Below are 26133 nucleotides of genomic sequence, written 5' to 3' on the forward strand. Positions count from 1 at the left end.
CAGCGATGCCCCGCGTCCTGCTGGCCCCCGACAAGTTCAAGGGCACCCTGACGGCCGCCGAGGTCGCGGGGCACCTGTCGGACGGCCTGCGCTCGGTCCTGCCCGAGGTCGAGGTGGTCGTCGTCCCCGTCGCCGACGGGGGCGACGGCACCCTCGCCGCGGCCGTGGCTGCCGGCTTCACCCGGGTGCCGGTGCGGGCCACTGGCCCGACGGGTATGCCGCGAGAGTCGGCCTACGGGGTACGCGGCACCGAGGCGGTGGTCGAGCTGGCGGAGGTGTCGGGCCTGGCCCAGCTGCCCGGCGGGCGAGCAGCCCCCCTGTCGGCCTCCAGCAGGGGCACCGGCGAGCTGATCGCCGCTGCCCTGGACGCGGGAGCGCGTCGTGTCGTCGTCGCCGTTGGCGGGAGCGCGTGCACCGATGGCGGGGCGGGTCTGCTCCAGGCGCTCGGCGCCACCATCCACACCGCCACCGGCGCCGAGGTGCGCCCGGGTGGGGCCGGGCTGCTCGACGCGGCCCGTCTGGACCTGACTGGGCTCCATCCCGAGCTCGCCGAGGCGGAGCTGGTCGTGGCCTGCGACGTCGACAACCCCCTCACCGGCAGCCGTGGGGCTGCGGCGGTCTACGGCCCGCAGAAGGGCGCAGGCCCCGAGGACGTCGAGCKGCTCGACTCCGCGCTGACCCGCTGGGCCGACCTCGTCGCCCGCGCCACCGGCACCGACCGACGGGACGAACCGGGAGCAGGAGCTGCGGGCGGGGTCGGCTTCGGGCTTCTCGCCGTCCTCGGCGCGACGACACGACCAGGAGCCGAGCTCGTGTTCGAGCTGACCGGGCTGCCTGACGCCCTTGCCGGGGTCGACCTGGTCGTGACCGGCGAGGGCTCGCTCGACGCCCAGACCTTGCACGGCAAGGCTCCGGCCGCCGTCGCCGCGCTGGCCCGCGACAAGGGGGTGCCGGCTGTGGCGGTGGCCGGTCAGGTCACGCTGACGCCTGCCGAGCTGGGAGCGGCAGGCCTGCACGCGGCATACGCGCTCGTCGACGAAGGCACGCGGCACGAGGCGCTGAACGCACCGGGGCCGCTGCTCGAGCGGATCGGCGCGCGCATCGCGCGCGAGCACCTCGGAGGTGGGCGATGAGGTTCGCGAGGGTCGGTCCCCCCGGAGCCGAGCGTCCCGTGGTCGTCGCCGACGACGGTGGCCTGCTCGACCTGAGGACACTGACGACTGACATCGACGCGGCCTTCCTGGGCAACCTGGCTGCGGTCGACACCGCTGCGCTGCAACGGCTTCCGCGAGACGAGGAGGTGCGGTTCGGCTCGCCGATCGCGCGGCCGGGCAAGGTGGTCGGCATCGGGCTCAACTACCGTGACCATGCCGCCGAGGCGCGGGTGCCGCTGCCCACCGAGCCGGTCGTCTTCCTCAAGGCGCCGACCTCGGTGTGCGGACCCACCGACGACATCAGGATGCTCCCGCAGTCGGCCACGACGGACTACGAGGTGGAGCTCGGGGTCGTCCTCGGGGCGCCGCTCAAGGACGAGCGCGACCGGTCCCGCGCGCTGCGGGCGGTCGCCGGCTACGTGCTGGCCCACGACGTCTCCGACCGGGCGCTCCAGCTCGAGCGCGGCGGCACCTGGACCAAGGGCAAGTCGGCTGACACCTTCTGCCCGCTCGGCCCGTGGCTGGTCACCCCCGACGAGCTCGGCGACCCTGCCGCCGTCAGGCTGCGCCTCTCGGTGAACGACACCCTCAGGCAGGACGGCTCGACCGGCGACATGCTGTTCTCCGTCGCCGAGCTGCTCTGCTACGTCAGCGGTCTCATGACCCTCGAGCCCGGCGACCTCGTCATCACCGGCACCCCGGCCGGCGTCGCGATGGGCCAGCCGGAGCCGCGGCCCTACCTGCGCCACGGCGATGTCGTGTGCGCGGACGGCGGGGTCCTCGGTCGCCATCGCAGCCGCGTCGTGGACGCAGTTCGTTCTGCCACACCGGCAGCGGCGAGCTGAGGCAGGGATTACGGTCATGGCAGGCGCGGTGCAGAGCTCCGGGAAGGGGTCGGGCGTGACGGCAGAGGTGGTCGTTCGAGCGAGGCGTGCCGTGGTCGGCGGGGCCGAGGTCGCGGTGGCGGTCTCGCTCGCGGGCGGGCGGATCGTCGCGGTCGACCCCTACGACACCGAGGTGCCCGGCGCCCGCGTGGTCGAGCTGGCCGACGACGAGGTGCTGCTGCCCGGCCTCGTCGACGCCCACGTCCACGTGAACGAGCCGGGCCGCACCGACTGGGAGGGGTTCGCCAGCGCCACCCGCGCCGCCGCTGCCGGTGGTGTCACGACGATCATCGACATGCCCCTCAACTCCATCCCGCCCACCGTCACCGTGGCCGCCCTCGAGGAGAAGCGGGCGGTCGCCCGCGACCAGGCCTACGTCGACGTGGGCTTCTGGGGCGGTGCCGTGCCCGGCAACCTGCCCGACCTGCGACCGCTCCACGAGGCCGGCGTCTTCGGCTTCAAGTGCTTCCTGCTCCACTCCGGCGTCGACGAGTTCCCCCATCTGTCAGCGTCCGAGCTGCGCGGGGCGCTCGCGGAGACGGCCACCTTCGACGGGCTCGTCATCGTGCATGCCGAGGACGAGCAGACCATCGAGTCTGCACCGCAGCCGCACGGCCAGGGGTATGCCGGGTTCCTGGGTTCGCGTCCCAAGGAGGCCGAGGAGCGGGCCATCGCGCAGGTCATCGACGCGACCCGCGAGACCGGCGGGCGGGCGCACATCCTGCACCTCTCCGACGCCGACGCGATCTCGTTGATCGCCAAGGCCCAGGCCGAGGGGCTGCGGCTCTCGGTGGAGACCTGCCCCCACTACCTCACCCTCGACGCCGAGGAGATCCCCGACGGCGCAACGCAGTTCAAGTGCTGCCCGCCGATCCGCGAGCACGTCAACCGCGACCGGCTCTGGGCCGGCCTGGAGGACGGCGTGATCCGGACCGTCGTGTCCGACCACTCGCCCTGCACCGAGGACCTCAAGCGGTTCGACTCAGGCGACTTCGGCGAGGCGTGGGGCGGCATCGCCGGTCTCCAGCTCGGCCTGCCCGCCGTGTGGACCGAGGCCCGGCAGCGCGGGCACTCGCTCGCCGACGTGGTGCGCTGGATGGGGGAGGGGCCTGCTGACCAGGTCGGGCTCACCGACCGCGGGCGGATCGCGGTCGGCGCGCCGGCCAACCTCGTCGTCTTCGCCCCCGACGAGTCGTTCACCGTGGACGTCGCCTCCCTGCGGCACAAGAACCCCGTGTCGGCGTATGCCGGCCGCACGCTCACCGGGGCGGTGCGCCAGACCTGGCTGCACGGCATACCGGTCGACATCGAGGCCGACCCCCGCGGTCGGCTCCTGACGAGAGGACAGCGATGACCACGCCCCGCCACGCGACCACTTCCTACTACGCCCCGGCCGGGGGCCTGCCGCCGCAGACCCAGCTGACGACGGACCGCGCGGTGTTCACCGAGGCGTACGCCGTCCTGCCGCGCGGGACGATGACCGACATCGTCACGAGCAACCTGCCGTTCTGGGACGCCACCCGGCTCTGGGTGATCGCCCGGCCGTTGTCCGGCTTCGCGGAGACGTTCTCGCAGTACATCGTCGAGGTCTCGCCGGGCGGTGGCTCCGACAAGCCCGAGCTCGACCCGGGTGCCGAGGGGGTGCTCTTCGTGGTGGCGGGCGGGCTGACGCTGACCCTCGGGGACCAGTCGCACGAGCTGGCGGCCGGCGGCTACGCCTTCATCCCGCCGGGTCAGGAGTGGACGCTGCACAACCGCGGCGACGTCGTGGCGACCTTCCACTGGATCCGCAAGGCCTACCAGGTCGTGGAGGGTGTCGAGGTGCCCGAGGCGTTCGTGACGAACGAGGGCGACGTCGAGGGAGGGGAGATGCCTGGCACCAACGGGGTGTGGACCACCCAGCGGTTCGTCGACCCGACCGACGTGCGGCACGACATGCACGTCAACATCGTCAACTTCGAGCCGGGCGGGGCGATCCCGTTCCCGGAGACCCACGTGATGGAGCACGGCCTCTACGTCCTCGAGGGCAAGGCGGTCTACCTGCTCAACAACGACTGGGTCGAGGTGCAGGAAGGCGACTTCATGTGGCTGCGCGCCTTCTGCCCGCAGGCCTGTTACGCCGGGGGCCCCGGTCGGTTCCGCTACCTGCTCTACAAGGACGTCAACCGGCACGCAGTCCTCTCCCGCCAGTTCGTGTAGCTCACGATCTGGCGGCCAGGGCCACGGTGGGCATGATGGTCCGGTGACGGGTGGAGGTGGAGCATGACGCAGCCACGGCGACAGTCGGGCATCGTCAGCCTGCTCACCCGGGAGGACGCCTACGTCTCCGGACCCCAGGTGCTCTCCGAGCTGCGCCGCGTGATCGCCTCCGGCGCGGTGCCCCCCGGCAGCCCGATCCCGCTCGACGACGTGGCGGCCTTCTTCGGCGTGAGCCTGATCCCCGTGCGCGAGGCCCTCAAGACCTTGCTCGGTGAGGGCCTGCTGGAGCACCAGCCAAGGCTCGGCTACACCGTCACCGCCCTCTCGCAGGCCGAGCTCGACGAGCTCTACGTGGTGCGCGGTGCCCTCGAGGCGGCTGCCCTCGAGGCGGCGGTGCGCCAGTCCGCACCGGCTGACCACGCGCGCGCCACGGCGATCCACGACGCCCTCGACCGGGCCGTCGCCGCCGACGATGCCGCGGCGTTCCAACGCGCCAGCCGCGAGTTCCACGAGGCGCTCCTGGCCCCGTGCCGGATGCCCCGGCTGCTGCACATGCTCGACATCGCCTGGAACCTCACCGAGCCCGTCCAGACCATGATGCGCACGACCGAGCAGGACCGGGCAGGCATGCGCGAGGACCACCAGCGGATGCTCGATGCCTTCGTCGCCCGCGACGCCGAGACCCTCAAGGCCGTCGCCGAGGCCCACCACGACCGGCTCACGGCATGCATCGCCCGCATCGGCGGCTGACCAGCCTCTTCTCGCCCCGATCCGGCGCCGGTCGAACCCGCCCGGGGGCGCCTGGATATACCCAGATATACGGTTCAAAGCCTTCTGTCCCAACGGATCCGCTCCTAGCGTTCTCCGCAAGCATCCGCGATCACGCGGTGGACAAAGGAGTCCGGATGAGCACCACCGAAAAGCCCTTCGAGACCGAGGAAGCGGCCGCTGCGGCCGGGTTCGCGACCCACCACGGGGAGCACGACCACGGCGCCGGCGCCGGTCTGATCAAGCCGTCGTACGACGAGCGCCTGACCAACGAGGACCTCGCGCCGCTCAAGGAGCAGACCTGGTCCTGGTACAACATCTTCGCGTTCTGGATGTCCGACGTGCACAGCGTCGGCGGCTACATCACGGCCGGCAGCCTGTTCGCCCTCGGCCTGACGAGCTGGCAGGTGTTCGTGTGCCTCATCGTCGGCATCACGATCGTGCTCTTCTTCTGCAACCTGGTCGCCAAGCCCAGCCAGCGCACCGGCGTCCCGTACCCGGTGATCTGCCGGTCGGTGTTCGGGGTGCTCGGCGCCAATATCCCCGCCATCATCCGAGGGCTCATCGCGGTGGCCTGGTACGGCATCCAGACCTACCTCGCCTCGGCGTCGCTGGACATCCTGCTGGTCCGCATGTGGCCAGGGCTCGAGCCGTACGCCGACGTGAGCCAGCACGGGTTCCTCGGCCTCTCGACCCTCGGCTACGCGACCTTCGCCCTGCTCTGGGTTGCGCAGGCGGCGGTCTTCTGGACGGGCATGAACACGATCCGCAAGTTCATCGACTTCGCCGGACCGGCTGTCTACGTCGTGATGATCGCTTTGTGCGTCTACCTGCTGTCCAAGGCCGGCTGGAGCGTCAACCTCAACCTGTCCGACCACGAGCTCCCCGGCGGCAAGGTCGTCACGACGATGCTGGCGGCGACGGCACTGGTCGTGTCCTACTTCTCCGGCCCGATGCTCAACTTCGGTGACTTCTCGCGCTACGGCCGCACCTTCCAGGCCGTGAAGAAGGGCAACTTCTGGGGCCTGCCGGTCAACTTCGTCTTCTTCTCGCTGCTGACCGTCCTCACCGCCGCGGCCACCCTGCCGGTCTACGGCGAGCTGATCACCGACCCGGTGTCGACCGTCGGCCACATCGACAACACCTTCGCCCTCGTCCTCGCGGCGCTGACCTTCACCACGGCCACGATCGGCATCAACATCGTCGCCAACTTCGTCTCTCCGGCCTTCGACTTCTCCAACGTCAGCCCGCAGAAGATCAGCTGGCGGATGGGCGGCATGATCGCCGCGGTCGGTTCGGTCCTGCTCACGCCGTGGAACCTCTACAACAGCCCCGAGACGATCCACTACACGCTCGACACCCTGGGTGCCTTCATCGGCCCGTTGTTCGGGGTCCTCATCGCCCACTACTACGTCGTGCACAAGCAGCGGGTCTGCGTCGACGACCTGTTCACCCTCGACGAGTCCGGCGCCTACCACTACAAGCGTGGCTACAACCCGCCCGCGATCTGGGCGACCGCGATCGCTGCCGCCGGCGCCCTTTCGGCCGTGTTCATCCCTGGCATCAACCGGTTCGACGACTACTCCTGGTTCATCGGCTGCGGTCTGGGCTTCGCGGCATACGCGCTCCTCGCTCCGCGGATGGGTGTCAGCGACAGCCCCCTCGACGCGAAGACGTGCGTGAAGTGACCGTCCACCTCACCGTCGTCAACCCGAACACGACGGCGTCGATGACCGCGCTGATCGAGGCGGAGGCGCGGCGGGTGGCCGGCCCCGACACGATCATCACGGCCCGCACTCCGTCGATGGGACCGGCGTCGATCGAGAGCCACTACGACGAGGCGCTCGCGGTGCCGGGGCTGCTCGAGATCATCCGGGAGGACCAGCAGGCGGACGCGTTCGTCCTGGCCTGCTTCGGAGACCCCGGTCTGGACGCCGCTCGGGAGGCGGCGTCCCACCCGCACCTACGGCCTGGAGCGTCAGTGCGCGGGCGTGCACGCGTGCGACATCCCGGTGCTCGAGCTGGAAGAGGACCGCGACCGGACGTATGCCGTGATCCTCGCCTTCGCGAAGAACGCCGTGGCGGCTGACGGCTCGGACGCGATCGTGCTCGGGTGCGCCGGGATGGCGGGCCTGCCCGAGCTGCTCACCGAACAGCTGGGGGTGCCCGTCGTCGACGGTGTCGCAGCCGGAACCCTGCTCGCCGAGAGCGTCGTGCGGCTCGGGTTGCGACCTTCCACGCACGGCGAGCTCGCGCCGCCGCCGCCGAAGGCCTACGCCGGAGTGCTGCAGGGGTTCGGCCGCGCCTGAGTCGTGCTTTTGCCGTGGCGCCTCCCCCCGAAGGCGGGGACGTGTTGCGCGCAGGTCGTCACGGGTGGGCGGAAATGGGGGTCCGGTGACCACCTGGCGGCAACAAGTCCCGGCGGTGGGGACGTGTTGCGCGCAGATCGTCACGGGAGGTCGGAAAGGGGGGTCTGGTGACTACCCGGCGGCAACAAGTCCGGACGGTGGGGACGTGTTGCGCGCAGGTCGTCACGGGTGGGCGGAAATGGGGGTCCGGTGACCACCTGGCGGCAACAAGTCCCGGCGGTGGGGACGTGTTGCGCGCAGGTCGTCACGGGTGGGCGGAAATGGGGGTCCGGTGACCACCTGGCGGCAACAAGTCCCGGCGGTGGGGACGTGTTGCGCGCAGATCGTCACGGGTGGTCGGAAAGGGGGGTCTGGTGACTACCCGGCGGCAACAAGTCCCGACGGCGGGGACGTGTTGCGCGCAGATCGTCACGGGTGGGCGGAAATGGGGGTCCGGTGACCACCTGGCGGCAACAAGTCCCGACGGCGGGCACGTTCGTCCAGCGCGCGGAATGGTCGGCCGAAACCCTTGATTCAACAGTTTGTTGAGATCTATCCTGCTCGGGAACCAACGACAGGGCCGTCGTTCGGCATGGATAACCGGCGGACCCACTCCTGTCAGCAACCATGCCCCCAGGTGGCGACGCCTGGGGGATGATGGTCCCCAAGGATTGGGGCGACGGGAGTCACCATGGCGTCAACCAACACTCACGCTGTTGAAGAGCACAGTGTCACGGTCAACGGTGCGCCCAGCGCGCTCGACGGCACCGACCCGAGCACCACGGCCCTCGACTGGCTCCGGGCCCAGGGCCTGACCGGCGCCAAGGAGGGCTGCGCCGAGGGGGAGTGCGGCGCCTGCTCGATCATGGTGGCCCGACCCACCGAGGGGTCCGGCACCCAGTGGACCGCCATCAACGCGTGCCTCGTCCCGGTCGCGGCGCTCGACGGCCAGGAGGTCGTCACCTCAGAGGGACTCGGCCGCCCCGACGCCCTCCACCCGGTGCAGCGTGAGATGGCTGTCCGCGGCGGGTCCCAGTGCGGCTACTGCACGCCGGGGTTCATCTGCAGCATGGCCGCCGAGTACTACCGCGAGGGTCGGTGTGCCACCGCTGCGGCCGCTCCGGACCCGTCGCAGAACGGCCGCGAGCGTGCAACCGAGGCTGCCCAGGGCCACACAGCGAACGACCCGGGTGCCGCTCCCGACCACGAACACGGACCCAACGGCTTCGACCTGCACGCACTCTCGGGCAACCTGTGCCGCTGCACCGGCTACCGACCCATCCGCGACGCCGCCTACGCCCTCGGCGAGCCCGCCGCCGACGACCCGTATGCCGCGCGGCTGGCTGCCGCGCCCCCCGCCGCCCGCGCCACGCGGCTCGACGGCCCCACCGGGACCTACGCCCGCCCCGGCGACCTCTCCGAGGCGCTGGCCCTGCTGTCCGAGCACCCCGACGCCGTCCTGGTGGCCGGCTCCACCGACTGGGGCGTCGAGGTCAACCTCCGTGGATCGCGGACCCCCTTCGCGATCGGTATCGACCGACTGGCTGAGCTCAGGACCCTCGCCGTCGGTGAGGACACAGTCGAGATCGGCGCCGCCCTCAGCCTCAGCGAGGTCGAGCGGGGGCTCGCCGGGCGAGTCCCGTTGCTGGACAAGATGTTCCCGCAGTTCGCCTCGCGCCTGATCCGCAACGGCGCGACCATCGGCGGCAACCTCGGCACGGGGTCGCCCATCGGTGACACGCCTCCTGCCCTGCTCGCCCTCGAGGCGACGGTGCTGCTCGCCTCGACCGACGGGGAGCGCGAGGTGCCCCTGGCCGACTACTTCACGGGCTACCGCCAGACGCTCAAGCGAGAGGGCGAGCTGATCCGCGCCGTGCGGATCCCGTTGCCGCTCAGCGAGGTCACGGCCTTCCACAAGATCGCCAAGCGACGGTTCGACGACATCTCCAGCGTCGCCGTCGGCTTCGCGCTCGACCTCCGCGACGGCGTCGTCGTCAAGGCGCGGATCGGCCTCGGTGGCGTGGCCGCCACCCCCATCCGCGCGCTGGCCACCGAGGCTGCCCTCGAGGGTCGGGCGTGGAGCGCCGAGGTCGCCCGCGAGGCTGCGGACGTGATGCGCGGCGAAGGCACGCCGATGGACGACCACCGGGCCAGCGCGGCATACCGCACGGCGACGCTGGGCACCGCCCTCCTCAAGCTGCACGCCGAGACCGCGACCCAACAGGAGGTCGGAGCATGAGCGCCCTGTCCGAACGCCCAGCCAATCCCGTTGTCGGCCAAGAGATCCCGCACGAGGCGGCATCGCTGCACGTGACGGGAGAGGCGCTCTACACCGACGACCTCGCGGTCCGTACGCACGGGATCCTGCACGCCCACCCGGTGCAGGCGCCGCACGCCCATGCCCGCGTCACCCGCCTCGACACGGCGCCGGCGCTGGAGGTCCCGGGCGTCGTGCGCGTCCTCACCGCCGACGACGTCCCGGGCGTCAACGATGCCGGGGTCAAGCACGACGAGCCGCTGTTCCCGTCGGAGGTCATGTTCTTCGGTCACGCGGTGTGCTGGGTGCTCGGCGAGACCCTGGAAGCCGCACGGCTGGGCTCGCTCGCGGTCGAGGTCGACTACGAGCCGCTGCCGTCCCTGGTGACCGTCCACGAGGCGATCGAGGCCGGGAGCTTCCAGGGCGGGCAGCCGCACATGGAGCGCGGCGACATCGAGGCAGGGTTCGCCGGAGCGGCCCACGTCTACAGCGGCGAGTTCGAGTTCGCGGGGCAGGAGCACTTCTACCTCGAGACGCACTGCTCGATCGCCCTCGTGGACGAGAACGGGCAGATCTTCGTCCAGAGCTCGACGCAGCACCCGACCGAGACGCAGGACATCGTCGCGCACGTGCTCGGGCTGCCGAGTCACGCGGTCACCGTCCAGTGCCTGCGGATGGGTGGCGGCTTCGGGGGCAAGGAGATGCAGCCCCACGGGTATGCCGCGATCGCGGCCCTCGGCGCGACGCTCACCGGCCGCCCGGTGCGGCTGCGGCTCAACCGCACGCAGGACATGACCATGTCGGGCAAGCGGCACGGGTTCCACGCCCAGTGGCGGGTTGCCTTCGACGACAATGGAATGCTGCAGGCGCTCGACGCCACGCTGACCTCCGACGGCGGGTGGAGCCTCGACCTCTCGGAGCCCGTGCTGGCCCGGGCCCTGTGCCACATCGACAACGCCTACTGGATCCCCAACGTGCGGGTGAACGGCCGGATCGCCAAGACCCACAAGACCAGCCAGACCGCGTTCCGTGGCTTCGGCGGCCCACAGGGGATGCTCGTCATCGAGGACATCCTTGGCCGATGCGCCCCCCAGCTGGGCATCGACCCGATCGAGCTGCGGTCACGCAACTTCTACGTCGACGGTCAGTCCACTCCCTACGGCCAGCCGGTCCGCCACCCCGAGCGGGTCGCGACCTGCTGGGAGCAGGTGCTCACCACCGGTGACATCGCGGCGCGCAAGGCCGAGATCGCGGCATACAACGCCTCGCACGAGCACTCCAAGCGTGCCCTGGCGATGACGCCGGTGAAGTTCGGCATCTCGTTCAACTTCACCTCGTTCAACCAGGCCGGCGCGCTCGTCCACGTCTACAAGGACGGGTCGGTGCTCATCACCCACGGTGGCACCGAGATGGGTCAGGGCCTGCACACGAAGATGCTCCAGGTCGCGGCCACCACGCTGGGGGTGCCGCTGTCGACCGTCCGGCTCGCACCGACGCGCACCGACAAGGTGCCGAACACGTCAGCGACGGCCGCCAGCTCCGGTGCCGACCTCAACGGTGGCGCGGTCAAGGACGCCTGCGAGCAGATCATCGAGCGGCTGCGGGCTGTTGCCGCCGGACGACTCGGGGCGCACCCGGCCGACGTGCGGTTCAGCGACGGGCACGTGGGCAAGGTCGGCGGTGGCGCCACCGTGCCGTGGGCGGACCTCGTCAACCAGGCCTACTTCCAACGGATCCAGCTCTGGGCTGCGGGCTTCTACCGCACCGAGGGGCTGCACTGGGACTCCTCCGCGATGCACGGGTCGCCCTTCAAGTACTTCTCCTACGGCGTGGCGGCGAGCGAGGTCGAGGTCGACGAGTTCACCGGCGCCTACCGGTTGCGGCGCGTCGACATCGTGCACGACGTGGGCGACTCCCTCTCGCCCCTGGTGGACATCGGCCAGGTCGAGGGTGCGTTCGTCCAGGGTGCCGGCTGGCTGACCCTGGAGGACCTGCGCTGGGACGAGTCGGATCGGCCGTCCCGTGGTCGGTTGGCCACCCAGGCGGCGAGCACCTACAAGCTCCCGAGCTTCTCCGAGATGCCCGAGGTCTTCAACGTGGCGCTGCTCGAGCGCGCCCACGAGGACGGCGCCGTCTACGGCTCGAAGGCGGTCGGTGAGCCGCCGCTGATGCTGGCGTTCTCGGTGCGTGAGGCGCTGCGCGAGGCGGCAGCCGCCTCCGGTCCCACGGGGACGTCGGTCGACCTCGCCTCGCCAGCGACTCCGGAGGCCGTCTTCTGGGCCGTTCAGGAGGCCCGGGGCGGCGCGGAGCCGCCCCACATGACTGCGATGGTCGAGGGTGCGCCGGGCGTGGTGCCCGACCAGCCCGACCCCGACGCCGCACCCCTGCGGCCGCGTTCCGAGCAGGCCGCCCAGCCGGCCAGGGCGGGGACGTGACCGTGGAGTGGCTCTCGGCCGTCGAGCGCCTGCGTCGCGAGCGCCGGCCGGGCGTCCTCGTCACGCTGACCTCGGTGCGCGGACACTCGCCGCGTGAGGCCGGGGCCAAGATGGTGGTCGGCGTGGGTGCCACCTGGGGCAGCATCGGTGGCGGCAACCTCGAGGCCACCGCGGTCGCCCGCGCCCGCACGATGCTCGCCGAGTCCCTGGCCGTCCCTGAGCAGATCTCGTTGTCCCTCAACGACAAGGCGCCCGCAGAACATGGTCAGCAGTGCTGCGGTGGCGAGGTGCAGGTCCTCCTCGAGCCGCTCGCGGTGGTGCCGGCGGTCGCGATCTTCGGGATCGGCCACGTCGGGCTCGAGCTCGCCCGGATCCTCGCCCGTCACGACCTCGAGCTCCACCTCGTCGACTCGCGCGCCGACCAGCTCGGACACGACCGGCTCGACGTCCTCGACGACTCGACGGCCAGGGTCCACGTCCACCACGCCCCCGTCCCCGAGCTGGTCCTGGGCCAGGTGCCCCACGGCACGCATGTCCTCGTCATGACCCACGACCACGCGGAGGACGCGGCTCTGTGCGACGGCGCCCTGCGGTGCGAGCACCTCGGCTCAATCGGGCTCATCGGCTCGTCGGCCAAGTGGTCCCGCTTTCGCCAACGCCTTGCGGCAGAAGGGTATTCGGACGCCGACCTCGCGCGCATCCAGACCCCGATCGGTGTCGCCGACCTCACCGGCAAGGACCCGGCGACCATCGCCCTGAGTGTCGCCGCCGACCTCGTGAGGGTGTTCGAGTCCGAGTCCTCGCGAGTGCCTCGATGACACTCTTCCGGGCCACCGTGCTCGACACCCCCGACGACCCCTTCTCCGGTGGGGCCCTGCGAGCGCAGAACGACTGCGGCCTGCTCGTCGAGGGCGGGGTGATCGTGGCTCGCGGTGACTTCACGACCCTGCGCGCCGAGCACCCCGACGAGGACGTCCTCGACCTGCGCGAGGGGATGGTCCTGCCCGGGTTGGTCGACACCCACGTCCACTTCCCGCAGGTGCGCGTCATCGGCGGGCTGGGCATGCCCCTGCTCGACTGGCTCGACCAGTGCGCCCTCCCGGAGGAGATGCGGCTGGCCGACGTCGACATGGCGCGTGGCGTGGCCAGGGACTTCGTCACCGGACTGGTCGACGCCGGCACCACCACTGCCCTCGTGTTCGGGTCGCACTTCGCCTCGGCGGTCGACGTGATGTTCGAGGCCGCCGACCTGTGGGGCCTGCGGGTCACCACCGGCCTGGTCACCTCCGACCGCATCCTGCCCGAGCCGCTGCTCACCACGCCCGAGCGCGCGTACCAGGAGTCGCGCGACCTCGCCTCGCGCTGGCACGGCAAGGGCCGCCTCCGGTATGCCGTGACGCCGCGCTTCTCCCTGTCGGCCAGCGACGCGATCCTCGAGTCCTGTGCCGCGACGTTCGGCGAGGTCGACGGGGCCTGGTTCACCTCGCACGTCAACGAGAACACCGCCGAGGTGAAGGAGGTCGCCGGGCTGTTCGACGGCGCGTCCTACGTCGACACCTATGACAAGCACGGGCTCGTGACCCCACGGTCCGTGCTGGCCCACAACGTCCACCCGACCGACCCCGAGCTCGCGACCCTGGCGGCGCGCGGAGCCTCGGTCGCGCACTGCCCGACGAGCAACTCAGCCCTCGGCAGCGGGCTGTTCCCGCTGCGCCGGCACGTCGAGGCCGGCGTACGGGTGGCGATGGGCTCGGACGTCGGTGCCGGCACGGGATTCTCGATGCTCAAGGAGGGTCTGCAGGCCTACTTCATGCAGCGCCTGCTCGGCGACTCGGGCCTGCCCCTCACGTCGGCGCACCTGCTCTGGCTGTGCACCGCCGCCGGTGCCCGTGCACTGGGCCTCGAGCACGAGGTGGGAGACCTGTCGGTGGGCAAGCAGTTCGACGCGATCTGGCTGCTGCCGGAGGCCGGCGACCCGCTCGCCGTCGGGCTCGGCAACGCCAAGTCGGCCGACGACGCGCTCTCGAAGGTGTTCGCGCTCGGCACGACGTCCGACATCGGCGGTGTCTGGGTCGGAGGTGACCAGATCGCCGCCGGTCGCTGGCGGATGCCCCGCCGCACCTGACAGGGCTACATCGAACCGGTCAGGAGGCGCGCTCGGCCTTCAGGACCTCGGCGTAGGCCGGGAGCGTCAGGAAGTCGGGGAAGTCGGGGTCGAGCGCGCACTCGACGAACAACCTGCGCGCCGTCTCCAACGCACCCCGCGCGGTCTCGTCGTCGCCCACGGCGTCGACCAGGGCGGCATACTCGCTCTCCACGACCTCGTCGACGAGCTCTCGCGTGACGGTCTCGCCGGACGCGAGGGTGGCGCCCGAGTTGAGCCACTGCCAGATCTGGCTGCGTGAGATCTCGGCGGTCGCGGCATCCTCCATCAGGTTGTGGATCGCGACCGCGCCGTTGCCGAGCAGCCACGCCTGGAGGTACTGGATGCCGACGGAGACGTTGCCCCGCAAGCCATCCAGCGTCCGGTCGCCCGGGGTGGAGGACGCATCCAGCAGGTCCGCGCCGGTGACCGAGACGTCGTCGCGCCGCTTGTCGAGCTGGTTGGACGAGTCGCCGAGGACGTCGGTGAAGATCTCCTTGCACAGCTCGACCATGCCCGGGTGTGCGACCCACGAGCCGTCGAAGCCCGCGCCGACCTCACGCTCCTTGTCGGCTCGCACCTTGGCAAACGCCGCCTCGTTGACCGACGGGTCCTTGCTGGGGATGAACGCCGCCATGCCACCGATCGCGAATGCCCCGCGCTTGTGGCAGGTCTGCACGAGCAGGTCGCTGTAGGCCTTCATCATTGGCGCGTTCATCGTCACGGCGTTGCGGTCGGGCAGGGTGAACGACGGCCCCGAGTCCCGGAAGTACTTGATGATCGAGAACAGGTAGTCCCACCGACCGGCGTTGAGCCCGGCGGCGTGGTCGCGCAGCTCGTAGAGGATCTCGTCCATCTCGAAGGCCGCGGGGATCGTCTCGATGAGCACCGTCGCACGCACCGTGCCGTGGGGGATGCCGAGCGACTCCTGCGCGAAGGTGAAGACGTCGTTCCAGAGCCGTGCCTCGAGGTGCGACTCCATCTTGGGCAGGTAGAAGTAGGGGCCACTTCCGCGCGCCAGGAGCTCGGCGGCGTTGTGGAAGAAGTAGAGGCCGAAGTCGACCAGGGCGCCGACCAGCGGCCGTCCGTCGAGGGTGAGGTGCTCCTCGTCGAAGTGCCAGCCGCGCGGGCGCGGCACGATGACGGGTATGCCGCCCGGGTCCTTGAGCTCGTAGTGCTTGCCGTTGGGGGCGGTGAGCTCGATGGTGCGGCGGACCGCGTCGTAGAGGCTGACCTGGCCGCCGATCACGTTGGCCCAGTGGGGCGTGTTGGCGTCCTCGAGGTCGGCGAGCCACACCTTGGCGCCGGAGTTGAGGGCGTTGATCGCCATCTTGCGCTCGGTCGGGCCGGTGATCTCCACGCGACGGTCGGCGAAGTCGGCCGGGGCCGGCGCCACCGTCCAGTCGCCCTCGCGCACCTCGCGCGTCTCGTCGAGGAAGTCCAGTCGTCCGGTCCTCGACACCTCTGCCCGGCGTGAGCGTCGTGCCTCGAGCAGCTCGTCCCGACGGCCACCGAACCTCGACTGCAGCTCTGCGAGGAAGGCCAAGGCCTCGGGGCTCAGGATCTCCGAGCTCCGCTCGACGTCGTGGGGGGCGTCGACGACGACGGTGGGCACGGGCTGCATGGTGGGCGTGGTGGGCTGGGACATGCGCATCCTCGGGAGAAGTCGGTGGTGTCGCGTGCCGCGGTGGCGGCTCACAGACTACGATTGTTCCATGATACGAAATCTTCTTCTCATTCGGGAAGGACTGGGGAGAGATATATGAGCACCCAACCGACCGTCGAGGACGCGGCGACGCCCGCGAAGACAGGCGGTGGCGTCCAGTCGCTCGAGCGCGCGTTCGCGATCCTCGAGACGATGGCCGACGCCGGCGGCGTGATCAGCCTGTCGCAGCTCGCCAACGATGCCCAGCTGCCGCTGCCCACGATCCACCGCCTCGTGCGGACCCTCGTCGACCTCGGGTACGTGCGCCAGGAGGCCTCCCGCCAGTACTCCCTCGGCCCGCGCCTGATCCGGCTGGGGGAGACGACGTCCCGGATGGTGAGCCGGTGGGCGCGGCCGCACATGGAGCGACTCGCCCACGAGCTCGGCGAGTCGGTCAACCTCGCGATGCTCGACGGCGACCAGGTGGTCTACATCGGCCAGGTGATGGCCAGTCGCAACTCCATGCGGATGTTCACCGAGGTCGGTCGTCGCGTGCTGCCGCACTCCACCGGCGTCGGCAAGGCGATCATGGCCGACATGGACCCCGAGGCCGTGCGGGCCATCCTCGCGCGCACGGGCATGCCGGCCCGCACCGAGCACACCATCACCGACCCCGAGGCGTTCGCGGCCGAGCTGGGTCGCACCCGTGAACGCGGCTACGCGCTCGACGAGGGCGAGCAGGAGGTCGGCGTCCGCTGCGTGGCTGTCGCCATCCCCGGCTCACCCCAGCCCTTGGCGCTGTCCGTGTCCGGCCCCCTGCCGCGCATGACGGACGCGTTCATCGAGAGTGCGACGACGCCGATGCACGCTGTCGCGGCGGCGATCTCGGCCGAGATGCGGGGCGCAACCGTCTAGCGCGTCAGCATCGGGCGAACGGTTGCCCTCCGTGATGTGAACATTGGTGCCAGACGCCGGTTTCCGCGCTTGGGGCCCCCGAGCGTTCGGCACGCTGGAGTCATGGCCTACGGCACGGAGTCCATCCCGCTCGCCCTCGCCCACCGCGGGGGTGCCGCCCTCGCCCCGGAGAACACCGTCGCCGCGTTCGCCCTCGCGTCGGCCCTGGGGGTTCGATACCTCGAGACCGATGTGCGGCTGACCGCCGACGGCGCGCTGGTCTGCTTCCACGACTCGACCCTCGACCGCGTGACGGACGCACGCGGGCCGCTCGCGCGGCATACCCTCGCGTCGTTGCGTGGGGTGCGGGTGGCTGGGCGAGAGCCGATCCCGACCCTGGCCGACGCGCTCGAAGCCTTCCCCGACGCCAACTTCACCGTCGACCTGAAGGACCAGGCCGCGATCGGTCCCTTGGGAAAGCTGTTGCAGCACAGTGACTTCCGAGACCGGGTGTGCGTGGCCGGAGCCTGGGACGGTTGGCTCGATGTCGTGCGGGCCGAGGCGCCCGGAGTGCGGACCGCCCTGGGCTGGCGCTCCCTGGCCGCGGTGGTCACCACGGCCCATGCCGGTATGCCGCCCGCTCGCCGCTTCGCGACAGCCGAGTTCGCGCACGTGCCGCTCAAGCTCGGGCGGGTGCCGGTCTTCGTCGAACGGTTGGTGACGGGGGCGCACGGGATCGGCGTGAAGGTCGTGGTGTGGACCGTCAACGACCAGCCGTCGATGGTGCGGCTGCTCGACGCCGGCGTCGACGGGATCATCACCGACCGACCCGATCTGCTGCGCGAGGTGCTGGTGGCTCGCGACCAGTGGCTGCCCATGGGCGACATCAGGTCGCGGATCGTCCGGAACCCGCAATAGCCTGCGCGACATGGCTATCGCACGCTTTCCCACCATCGTCCTCGACTGCCCCGATGCCGAAGCCCTGGCGACCTTCTACGGCACCATGCTCGACTGGTCCGTCAAGAACGAGGGCGACTGGTTCGAGATCCGCGCCGACTACGGGCAGTGCATCTGCTTCCAGCAGGTCGACGACTACCGGGCTCCCGTCTGGCCCGGCCAGGACGTCCCCCAGCAGATGCACCTCGACGTGGTGGTCGAGGACCTCGACACCGGCGAGGCCGAGGTGGTTGCGCTCGGTGCGACCAAGCACGACCACCAGCCGGGGACGACCTTCCGGGTCTTCCTCGACCCGGCCGGCCACCCGTTCTGCCTCTGCACCAGCTGAAACCACGAGAGACAGGTATGCCGCGGACGCGAGGTGCGTCCGCGGCATACCGAAATGCAGTGGTGCGGTAGGGAAGTCGTCAGTCCTCCTTGCCGGAGCTCATGCCTTCCTTGATCAGGCCCATGACCGACGAGTCGGCCAGGGTCGTGACGTCGCCGACCTCGCGGTTCTCGGCGACGTCGCGCAGCAGCCGCCGCATGATCTTGCCCGAGCGGGTTTTGGGCAGCTCTGACACGACCATGATCGAGCGGGGCTTGGCGATCGGGCCGATCTCCTTGGCCACGTGGTTGCGCAGCTCCTGCACCGTCTCGTCACCGTGGTCCTCGGATCCGCCGCGCAGGATGACGAACGCCACCACGGCCTGACCGGTCGTGTCGTCCGTCGCGCCCACGACGGCGGCCTCGGCCACCGACGGGTGCGACACGAGGGCCGACTCGATCTCGGCGGTCGACAGCCGGTGGCCCGACACGTTCATGACGTCGTCGACGCGGCCGAGCAGCCAGATGTTGTTGTTGGCGTCGTACTTCGCGCCGTCCCCGGCGAAGTAGTACTTGGGACCGAACCGCGACCAGTAGGTCTCCTTGTAGCGCTCCGGGTCACCCCAGATGCCCCGCAGCATGCCCGGCCACGGCTTGGTCAGCACGAGGTAGCCCACCGCCTCGGGGTCGTGCAGTGGCTGGCCTTCGTCGTCGAGGATCTCGGCGCTGATGCCGGGGATCGGTCGCTGCGCCGAGCCGGGTTCGAGGCTCGTGACTCCCGGCAGCGGGCTGATCATGATGCCGCCGGTCTCCGTCTGCCACCAGGTGTCGACGATCGGGCAGTGGCCGCCGCCGATGTTCTTGCGGTACCACAGCCACGCCTCGGGGTTGATCGGCTCACCGACCGAGCCGAGCAGCCGCAGCGACGACAGGTCGAACTTCGCGGGGATGTCGTCGCCCCACTTCATGAAGGTCCGGATCGCGGTGGGCGCGGTGTAGAGGATCGTCACGCCGTACTTCTGAACGATCTCCCACCAGCGGCCCTGGTGCGGGGTGTCCGGCGTGCCCTCGTAGATCACCTGGGTCGCGCCGTTGGCCAGCGGTCCGTAGACGATGTAGGAGTGGCCGGTCACCCAGCCGATGTCGGCGGTGCACCAGTAGACATCGGTCTCGGGGTGCACGTCGTGCACGACCGAGTTCGTGTATGCCGCCTGGGTCAGGTAGCCGCCCGTGGTGTGGAAGATGCCCTTCGGCTTCCCCGTGGTCCCCGAGGTGTAGAGGATGAAGAGCGGGTGCTCGCTGTCGTGGGCGACCGCCTCGTGCTGGTCGCTCGCCGAGTCGACGACGTCGTGCCACCAGACGTCGCGGTCGTCGTTCCACTCGACCTCGTCCTTGGTGCGCTGCACGACCAGGACCTTCTCGACGGTCGTCTCGCCCTCGACGGCGGCGTCGACGGCGGGCTTCAGCGGGGCGGACTTGCCGCGCCGGAACTGGCCGTCAGCGGTGATCACCAGCTTGGCCTCGGCGTCGGCGATGCGGGTGCGCAGGGCGTCGGCCGAGAACCCGCCGAACACAACGGAGTGCGGGGCGCCGATGCGCGCACACGCGAGCATCGCTGCCACCGCCTCGGGGATCATCGGCAGGTAGATCGCCACGCGGTCGCCCTTCGAGACCCCAAGGGACTCAAGGGCATTGGCGGCCTTGGCCACGTCACGCTGCAGCTCGGCATACGTGATGGTGCGGGAGTCCCCGCCCTCTCCCTCGAAGTGGATGGCGACGCGGTCGCCGTTGCCGGCCTCCACGTGCCGGTCGACACAGTTGTAGGCCGCGTTGACCTCACCGCCGACGTACCATTTGGCGAACGGCGCACCGCTCCAGTCGAGGGTCTGGTCGAAGTCCTTGGCCCACGTGAGACGCTGCCGGGCCTGGTCGGCCCAGAAGCCCTCGAAGTCCTCGTCCGCCGCGTCGTAGAGGTCCGCCTGGCCGTTGGCCTGGGCGGCGAACTCGGGGCTGGGAGACAGATCCCGACCCTCGGTCTGGCTCGTGGACAAGGTGTCGGACACGGTGGTTCCTCCTGGCGGCGTTGGCAGGCGACGTCGTCGGCAGATCCGGCGTCGCAGTCGCGGTTACACCCCAAGCCAACCCGCATCCGGGCCGCGCATCAAGGGGAGTGGTCGCGTTGATCGATCGACGGACGTTGGGAGCGGCAAGCGGCTAGCCTCTGGTGGCGTGAGCACCGCGAGGAACTCCACCTCTGACGCCGGTTCCGAGACCGCAACGCCCAGCACGCTCGAGCGCGGCAGGGCTGTGGCCCGTCGCGTCTGGCCAGAGGTGGCCATGCTGCTCGCAGCTGTCCTGTGGTGGCCGGTCGGCTTCTGGGGTCTGACGTCGTGGTTCCACCTGCCGCTGAGGGCCATCAACGGCGACGTCGTCCTGCTGGGGGCGACCGCGGCCGCTGCGTCGGTCTCGCTGCTCGTGCGCTCCCCGTGGCCACGCTTCGTCATCGTCGTGCTGTTCAGCGTGCTCGCCTGGCTCCTCTCCGCGCCCTCCACTGACGAGTACCCCGACGAACGCCAGGTCCTGGTGATCCTGCTGGTGGCGGCGGCCCTCGGCGGCATCGTGCTCGGCATCCGCGGGCACAGCGGGCCACTGGGAGCGGCCACGGTGCTCGCCGTCGTGGCGGGGCTGTCGCCGGCCACCTGGCCGCACGGGCTGCTGCTGGCGGTGGCCCTGGCCCTGCCGTTCGCGGTGGCGACCTTGCAGCGCGTCGCGCCAACCCTGCTCAGCGTCGCCCGGATACTGTTGACGTGGCTGGTCTTCTCTCTGCTGGCCCGGTCGCTGAGCCATGGCTGGGACGTGCTCCACCCGCGCATGAACGTCGGGTCCAAGCGCGGGGAGCTGCGCCTGGTCGCCGAGTCGTCATGGGACTTCCTCCGAACGCAGTGGTGGAGCTACTCGGAGTCCCTGGCGCGGTCCACGAGCGGCTGGCTCCTCGTAGCCCTCGTGCTGGCGGTGCTCGTCGCAGCGACGCGGGCGCTGCTCGGCGGCCTGCGTCGCCGGACAACGCCCGCGCGGGATGTCCACACCGACGAGACGTCCCCTACCAGCGGTGGGCCACGTCGATGACGAGCCTGCTGCCGGTGGCGTCGTGGATCGTGAAGGCCCGGAACGGCAGCCGTGCCCTGACGCCCAGGCCCATCGAGGTCTGACCCTCGAACGTCCCGGCCCACGCGACCTGCCGGAACGTCGTGTAGCCGGTGACGTTGACCAGCTCGCGCTGGTTGGCGGGCTTGTAGCTCGCGGTGCCCGTCGAGGTGTACGCCGGTGCCCGTGTGACGACGAGGAGCTTGGCGCCACCCCGCAGCGGCACGACCGCGCCCTGGCCCTCGGTGAAGACGTTGGACACGTACTTCACCGTGTAGCCGGGAGCCTTGCCCTTGACGTCGATCACCAGTCGGTCGAAGCAGGTGTGCCGTCCCGCCCTGACGTTCGTGAGCGGGCCGGGGACCATGGTGGAGGAGTTCTTGGCGAGCGAACCCCAGGTGAGCCCGCAGTAGGGTGCGGCCTCTGCGGAGGTGGTGGCGGCAACGACGGGGACAACGCCGGCCGCCAGGGCGATGACGAGCGACCGGATGGCCAGTCGCGTGGAGCTGTGCTTCGTGATGTTCATGGTGTCCTCCCTTCGGACACACCACTGACGCGGTCCGCGGCCCGGTGGTTGACCCGGCATACGAAATGGCAACGGTGCCGCGCCCCCTGTTCGGGGACGCGGCACCGTGGTGATCCCTGTGCCGGGTGGTCGACCTAGTGCGCGACCGCCTTCTCGGCGCCGTGACCGGTGAGGGAGCGAACCTCCATCTCGGCGTACTTGGCTGCGTTGTACTCCTTGCTCGTCACGGTGCCCAACCAGCCAAGGATGAAGGCCAGCGGGATCGAGACGATGCCGGGGTTGTCGAGCGGGAACCAGTGGAAGTCCACGGTCGGGTCCGTGATCATCGACGGGCTCGTCGTGAGCGGCGCGACCGGCGGCTTGCCCGAGACCACTGGGCTGAAGACGATCAGCGTCAGCGCGGTGATGAGGCCGCCGTAGATCGACCACAACGCGCCTCGGGTGTTGAACCGCTTCCAGAACAACGAGTACAGGATCGTCGGCAGGTTCGCCGAGGCCGCGATGGCGAAGGCGAGGGCGACGAGGAAGGCGATGTTCTGGCCGTTGGCGAGGATCCCGCCGAGGATCGCGAGGATGCCGATGACGACCGCGGTGATGCGGGCGACCCGGACCTCGTCCTCCGCAGAGGCGGTGCCTTCCTTGATGACCGAGTTGTAGATGTCGTGCGACAGGCTCGCGCTCGCCGTGATCGTCAGACCGGCGACGACCGCGAGGATGGTCGCAAACGCCACGGCCGAGATGAGGCCGAGCAGCAGCTCACCGCCGAGCTCGTAGGCCAGCAGTGGCGCGGCCGAGTTGGCCTTGCCGGGAGCCGCCGCGATGGCCTTGGGCCCGACGAGTGCGGCGGCGCCGTACCCGAGGACGAGGGTGAAGAGGTAGAAGATGCCGATCAGCCAGATCGCCCACTCGACCGACTTGCGGGCCTCCTTCGACGAGGGCACGGTGTAGAACCGCATCAGCACGTGCGGCAGGCCTGCGGTGCCGAGGACCAGGGCCAGCGACAGCGAGATGAAGTCGAGCTTGGTCAGGCCGCTCTTCCCGTACTGCAGCCCGGGATCGAGGACCTTCTTGCCTCCGGACTTCGTCACGGCCTCGCCGAGCAGGTGGGAGAGGTTGAGCCCGAACCTGCTCAGCACCCAGACGAACATCACGGCGGCGCCGATGATGAGCAGCACGGCCTTGATGATCTGGACCCAGGTGGTGCCCTTCATGCCGCCGATGAGTACGTAGGCGATCATGATGACCCCCACGACGGCGATGACGACGGACTGGCCGCTCTTCTTGTCGATGCCCAGCAGCAGTGCCACCAGACCGCCCGCCCCGGCCATCTGCGCGAGCAGGTAGAAGAAGCAGACCGCGAGGGTGGAGATCGCCGCAGCCATCCGGACCGGCCGCTGCTTGAGGCGGAACGACAGGACGTCGGCCATCGTGTACTTGCCCGCGTTGCGCAGCAGCTCGGCGACCAGGAGCAGCGCGACGAGCCACGCGACGAGGAAGCCGATCGAGTAGAGGAAGCCGTCGTAGCCGTTGAGGGCGATGGCCCCGGCGATGCCGAGGAAGCTGGCCGCCGACAGGTAGTCGCCCGCGATCGCGATGCCGTTCTGCCGTCCGGTGAAAGCACGACCACCCGCATAGAAGTCGGCCGCGCTGCGGTTGTTCTTCGACGCCCGGATGACGATCGCGAGAGTGATCAGGACGAAGACGCCGAAGATGGTGATGTTGAGCGCCGGGCTGCCGACGTTCGTGGCGGCGGGGGCGAGGCTGGCAATGGTGGGAGCGCTCATCGGTGGTCCTCCCCGATCGTCGTGGCGAGTGCGGCGGCGCGCGGGTCGAACTCACGGTCGGCCCAGCGCACGTAGAGGATCGTGATGACGAAGGTCGACACGAACTGACCGAGCCCGAGGATCAGGCCGACGTTGATGTTGCCGAACACCTTGTGGCCCATGAACACCGGCGCGTAGACCGACAGCAGCACGTAGAGGAAGTACCACGCCAGGAACAGCGCGGTCATGGGGAAGACGAACCTGCGGAACCGGGACCTCAGGTCCGCGAACTCCTCGGACCCTTGCAGGTCCACAAAGGGGTCGTGCTCCGTGCGAGCGTCGTTGCTCACGGGACACCTCCTGTGGTGGCGCGGGCCGGTCCCGCGATCGTCGCCACTGTGCCGCTGCGAGCCCCTGAGCAGCAGGTATGCCGCGTGGTCGCGCGCCGTGCGGAGTCTGCGCTCGCCGGGTGGCAGGGGGTGCTGCGCCGAACGGTCGCCGTCGAGCGCCGAGCGGCGAGTCTCGCCGCAGCTGGTGGACCATCTGTGATGGTGTCACGAGTGATACCATCACATCATGGCCATGACGCTGAGACTGACTGAGGACGAGACCGAGGCCCTGCGCCGACGCGCCAAGGCGGAGGGTCGTTCGATGCAGGAGGTTGCTCGCGACGCCGTGTCGAGCTATCTCGAGCAGGCCGGCCGGCGACAGATCGTCGACGCGGTCCTCGACCGCGAACTGGTCCGCTACGCCGACGCGATCGAGCGACTCGGCCAGTGATCCTGCTGACCTTCGATGACGTCCTGCACATCGCGGAGCGCGTCCTGGGTGAGGTGCAGGTGCGTGACGCCGGCCTCCTCCAGAGTGCCGTGGCCCGCCCGGCTACGACCGTCTTCGGCGAGGATGCCTACCCGACGCTCCACGAGAAGGCAGCGGCCCTGCTCCAGTCGATGGTCGACAACCATCCTCTCGTCGACGGCAACAGGAGACTGGGCTTCGTCTCCATGCTGGCCTTCTACGGCGCCAACGGCCTGCAGCTCCGGCTCACCAATGACGCGGCTTACGACCTGGTGATGGCGGTGGCTACGGGGGAGCTCGCCGAGATCTCCGACATCGCCCAAAGACTCGAGCAGGCCACCGAGGCCTGGTCTCGGGACCGCTAGCTCAGTCTCGGTCGAGGGCCAGGTCCTCGGGGGTGTGCAGCCGCACCATGGTGCGAGAGGTGTGCCGGGGGATGCGACCCGGAGTCGCGAGTGACACGACGACCGCGGTGGCGAAGGAGATCGGGATGGTCCAGGCCGCCGGCTGGCCGAGCAGGGCCCCGGTCCAGCCCGGGACCGGGCCGGCGAAGATCGTGATGGCCACCGCGACGGCAGCCAGGCTCCCGCCGACCACGAGGCCGGCTGCTGCTCCCACGGTGCTGAGGCCGCGCCACCAGGATCCCAGCACCAGGAGGGGGCAGAACGTGGACGCGGCCACCGCGAACGCCAGGCTCACCATGGTCGCGAGGCCGACCGGCTCGATCAGTCTCGACGCGGCATACGGGACGATGACCGACAGGACCGTCGCGAGCCGGAAGCCCTGTGCCACGGTGAAGTCGTCGCCGGTCATCCGGCCGAGCCGCCTGCGCAGCAGGTCCTGGTCGATCACCCCGGCCACCGACATGGTCAGACCCGACGCCGTCGACAGGAACGCGGCGAAGGCGCCCCCTGCAAGCACCGCCGAGAGCACCTCACCGAGCCCGTCGGGGACGATCGCCCCGGGCAGCCGCAGGACGAGGGTGTCGGCAGCCGTCCCCACCGGCAGCTCGGGGATGTAGACGCGGCCGAGGATTCCGTAGAGGGGCGGGAAGAGGTAGAAGGCGCCGAGGAGGGCGACCACGGTCAGGGTGGTGCGTCGTGCAGCCTTGCCGTCGGGGTTCGTGTAGAACCGCACCAGCACGTGCGGCAGGCCCATGGTGCCGAGCGCGAGCGCCAGCAGCAGGCTGTAGGTCGCGTAGACCGGATGGCCTTGTCCTGCAAGGCCGTTCAGTGGCTCGGCCCAGGCGGTCTTCTCGGCGATGGCGGGGGAGGGCGCGCCATCGCCCAGCCATACACCGAGCAGGACGAAGGCCGGGACGGCGATGGCGGTCAGCTTGATCCAGTACTGGACGGCCTGCACGAGGGTGATCGACCGCATCCCTCCTGCCGCCACGTTGGCCACCACGACGACGGCGACGACCAGGCCGCCGACCCAGGTGGGGGCACCGGTGACCGTCGCCAGGGCCAGCCCCGCGCCCTGGAGCTGGGGTAGGAGGTAGAGCCAGCCGATTGCCACGACGAGCACGGAGCAGAGCTTGCGGATCACGGTGCTCTCGAGCCGGGCCTCGGCGAAGTCGGGCAGCGTGTAGGCGCCCGAGCGGCGCAACGGTGCGGCGACGAGGACGAGGAGGACGACGTAGCCGACGGTGTATCCGACGGGGAACCACAGCATGTCCAGGCCATTGGTGTAGACCAACCCGGCGATGCCGAGAAAGCTTGCCGCGGAGAGGTATTCACCACCGATGGCACTGGCGTTGCGGTAGGGGGTCACGGTGCGTCCGGCGACGTAGAAGTCGCTCGTCGTTCTCGACAGGCGCAGGCCGAACGCGCCGATTGCCAGCGTCACGGTGCAGATGAGGACGATGGCGACGACCCCGTAGGCCGGGTTCACGACGCCTCCTCGGCCCGGT

Annotated in this window: 22 protein-coding genes and 1 pseudogene; 17 read left to right on the top strand and 6 right to left on the bottom strand. The window is 70.2% G+C overall.

From position 1 onward, the window contains the following. Nucleotides 1-5 precede the first annotated feature (5 nt). From AC1DS4_RS15300 to AC1DS4_RS15350, 11 genes and pseudogenes are all read left to right on the top strand, one after another. Entirely contained in the window at nt 6-1133 is a 1128-nt protein-coding gene (locus tag AC1DS4_RS15300; RefSeq protein WP_477646068.1) for a glycerate kinase, read from the top strand. After that, nucleotides 1130-1999 (top strand): fumarylacetoacetate hydrolase family protein, encoded by an 870-nt coding sequence (locus AC1DS4_RS15305; RefSeq protein ID WP_477633146.1) that lies wholly within the window; start codon nt 1130-1132, stop codon nt 1997-1999. The genes AC1DS4_RS15300 and AC1DS4_RS15305 overlap by 4 nt, the downstream gene beginning before the upstream one ends. Before the next feature lie 16 nt (nt 2000-2015). After that, entirely contained in the window at nt 2016-3392 is a 1377-nt protein-coding gene (gene allB / locus AC1DS4_RS15310) for an allantoinase AllB (protein WP_477633147.1), read from the top strand. Then, on the top strand, nt 3389-4237 hold the full coding sequence (locus AC1DS4_RS15315; RefSeq protein ID WP_477614587.1) for a bifunctional allantoicase/(S)-ureidoglycine aminohydrolase: 849 nt from the start codon (nt 3389-3391) through the stop codon (nt 4235-4237). The genes allB and AC1DS4_RS15315 overlap by 4 nt, the downstream gene beginning before the upstream one ends. A 63-nt stretch (nt 4238-4300) precedes the next feature. Next, entirely contained in the window at nt 4301-4987 is a 687-nt protein-coding gene (locus tag AC1DS4_RS15320; RefSeq protein WP_477614588.1) for a GntR family transcriptional regulator, read from the top strand. Nucleotides 4988-5142: 155 nt separating this feature from the next. After that, complete coding sequence (locus AC1DS4_RS15325; protein ID WP_477633148.1) at nt 5143-6693, top strand: NCS1 family nucleobase:cation symporter-1; 1551 nt, start codon at nt 5143-5145, stop codon at nt 6691-6693. A 41-nt stretch (nt 6694-6734) separates the two neighbouring features. Next, nucleotides 6735-7314: pseudogene (locus AC1DS4_RS15330) on the top strand (aspartate/glutamate racemase family protein). A 730-nt stretch (nt 7315-8044) separates the two neighbouring features. Beyond that, nucleotides 8045-9592 (top strand): xanthine dehydrogenase small subunit, encoded by a 1548-nt coding sequence (locus AC1DS4_RS15335; protein WP_477633150.1) that lies wholly within the window; start codon nt 8045-8047, stop codon nt 9590-9592. Next, entirely contained in the window at nt 9589-12045 is a 2457-nt protein-coding gene (gene xdhB, locus AC1DS4_RS15340; RefSeq protein WP_477633151.1) for a xanthine dehydrogenase molybdopterin binding subunit, read from the top strand. Before AC1DS4_RS15335 ends, xdhB begins: the two co-directional genes overlap by 4 nt. Before the next feature lie 2 nt (nt 12046-12047). After that, nucleotides 12048-12863 carry a xanthine dehydrogenase accessory protein XdhC gene (gene xdhC / locus AC1DS4_RS15345; RefSeq protein ID WP_477633196.1) on the top strand — a complete coding sequence of 272 codons (816 nt, stop codon included), beginning with the start codon at nt 12048-12050 and terminating at the stop codon, nt 12861-12863. Next, nucleotides 12860-14170 (top strand): guanine deaminase, encoded by a 1311-nt coding sequence (locus AC1DS4_RS15350; RefSeq protein ID WP_477633152.1) that lies wholly within the window; start codon nt 12860-12862, stop codon nt 14168-14170. The genes xdhC and AC1DS4_RS15350 overlap by 4 nt, the downstream gene beginning before the upstream one ends. A gap of 19 nt (nt 14171-14189) precedes the next feature. On the opposite strand, the gene aceB is transcribed toward AC1DS4_RS15350, so the two are convergent. Beyond that, nucleotides 14190-15812: a malate synthase A gene (gene aceB / locus AC1DS4_RS15355; RefSeq protein WP_477633197.1), complete on the bottom strand. Its 1623-nt coding sequence runs from the start codon at nt 15810-15812 to the stop codon at nt 14190-14192. Nucleotides 15813-15950: 138 nt separating this feature from the next. Between aceB and AC1DS4_RS15360 the strand changes: the two genes are divergently transcribed. The 3 genes from AC1DS4_RS15360 to AC1DS4_RS15370 all read left to right on the top strand — a co-directional run bounded on the left by AC1DS4_RS15360 (nt 15951) and on the right by AC1DS4_RS15370 (nt 18012). Then, a complete protein-coding gene (locus AC1DS4_RS15360) occupies nt 15951-16748 on the top strand; it encodes an IclR family transcriptional regulator (RefSeq protein WP_477614594.1) in 798 nt (265 codons plus the stop codon). A 102-nt stretch (nt 16749-16850) separates the two neighbouring features. Further along, nucleotides 16851-17645, top strand: coding sequence for a glycerophosphodiester phosphodiesterase family protein (locus AC1DS4_RS15365; protein WP_477614595.1), 795 nt, complete (start codon nt 16851-16853; stop codon nt 17643-17645). Between the two features lie 10 nt (nt 17646-17655). After that, nucleotides 17656-18012, top strand: coding sequence for a VOC family protein (locus tag AC1DS4_RS15370; protein WP_477633153.1), 357 nt, complete (start codon nt 17656-17658; stop codon nt 18010-18012). A gap of 79 nt (nt 18013-18091) precedes the next feature. Here AC1DS4_RS15370 and acs read toward each other — a convergent pair whose 3' ends face one another. Next, the gene (gene acs / locus AC1DS4_RS15375) at nt 18092-20053 is read right to left on the bottom strand and encodes an acetate--CoA ligase (RefSeq protein ID WP_477633154.1); all 1962 of its coding nucleotides are present in this window, start codon (nt 20051-20053) and stop codon (nt 18092-18094) included. A gap of 166 nt (nt 20054-20219) precedes the next feature. Here acs and AC1DS4_RS15380 point away from each other — a divergent pair, with 166 nt between their 5' ends. Beyond that, the gene (locus AC1DS4_RS15380) at nt 20220-21116 is read left to right on the top strand and encodes a hypothetical protein (RefSeq protein WP_477633155.1); all 897 of its coding nucleotides are present in this window, start codon (nt 20220-20222) and stop codon (nt 21114-21116) included. Here the strand turns inward: AC1DS4_RS15380 and AC1DS4_RS15385 are convergent. The 3 genes from AC1DS4_RS15385 to AC1DS4_RS15395 all read right to left on the bottom strand — a co-directional run bounded on the left by AC1DS4_RS15385 (nt 21091) and on the right by AC1DS4_RS15395 (nt 23773). After that, complete coding sequence (locus AC1DS4_RS15385; RefSeq protein WP_477633156.1) at nt 21091-21660, bottom strand: AMIN-like domain-containing (lipo)protein; 570 nt, start codon at nt 21658-21660, stop codon at nt 21091-21093. The two genes, AC1DS4_RS15380 and AC1DS4_RS15385, sit on opposite strands and share 26 nt — an antisense overlap. Before the next feature lie 134 nt (nt 21661-21794). Continuing rightward, nucleotides 21795-23444 carry a solute symporter family protein gene (locus tag AC1DS4_RS15390; protein WP_477633157.1) on the bottom strand — a complete coding sequence of 550 codons (1650 nt, stop codon included), beginning with the start codon at nt 23442-23444 and terminating at the stop codon, nt 21795-21797. Continuing rightward, nucleotides 23441-23773 carry a DUF485 domain-containing protein gene (locus tag AC1DS4_RS15395; RefSeq protein ID WP_477614601.1) on the bottom strand — a complete coding sequence of 111 codons (333 nt, stop codon included), beginning with the start codon at nt 23771-23773 and terminating at the stop codon, nt 23441-23443. Before AC1DS4_RS15395 ends, AC1DS4_RS15390 begins: the two co-directional genes overlap by 4 nt. A gap of 226 nt (nt 23774-23999) precedes the next feature. Between AC1DS4_RS15395 and AC1DS4_RS15400 the strand changes: the two genes are divergently transcribed. Further along, the gene (locus AC1DS4_RS15400) at nt 24000-24203 is read left to right on the top strand and encodes a ribbon-helix-helix protein, CopG family (protein ID WP_477633158.1); all 204 of its coding nucleotides are present in this window, start codon (nt 24000-24002) and stop codon (nt 24201-24203) included. Further along, entirely contained in the window at nt 24200-24586 is a 387-nt protein-coding gene (locus AC1DS4_RS15405) for a type II toxin-antitoxin system death-on-curing family toxin (RefSeq protein WP_477633159.1), read from the top strand. Before AC1DS4_RS15400 ends, AC1DS4_RS15405 begins: the two co-directional genes overlap by 4 nt. Before the next feature lies 1 nt (nt 24587). Here the strand turns inward: AC1DS4_RS15405 and AC1DS4_RS15410 are convergent, their stop codons facing one another. Further along, a complete protein-coding gene (locus AC1DS4_RS15410) occupies nt 24588-26114 on the bottom strand; it encodes a sodium/solute symporter (RefSeq protein WP_477633160.1) in 1527 nt (508 codons plus the stop codon). Nucleotides 26115-26133 lie beyond the last annotated feature (19 nt).

Source organism: Pedococcus sp. P3_C7, from assembly GCF_056402615.1.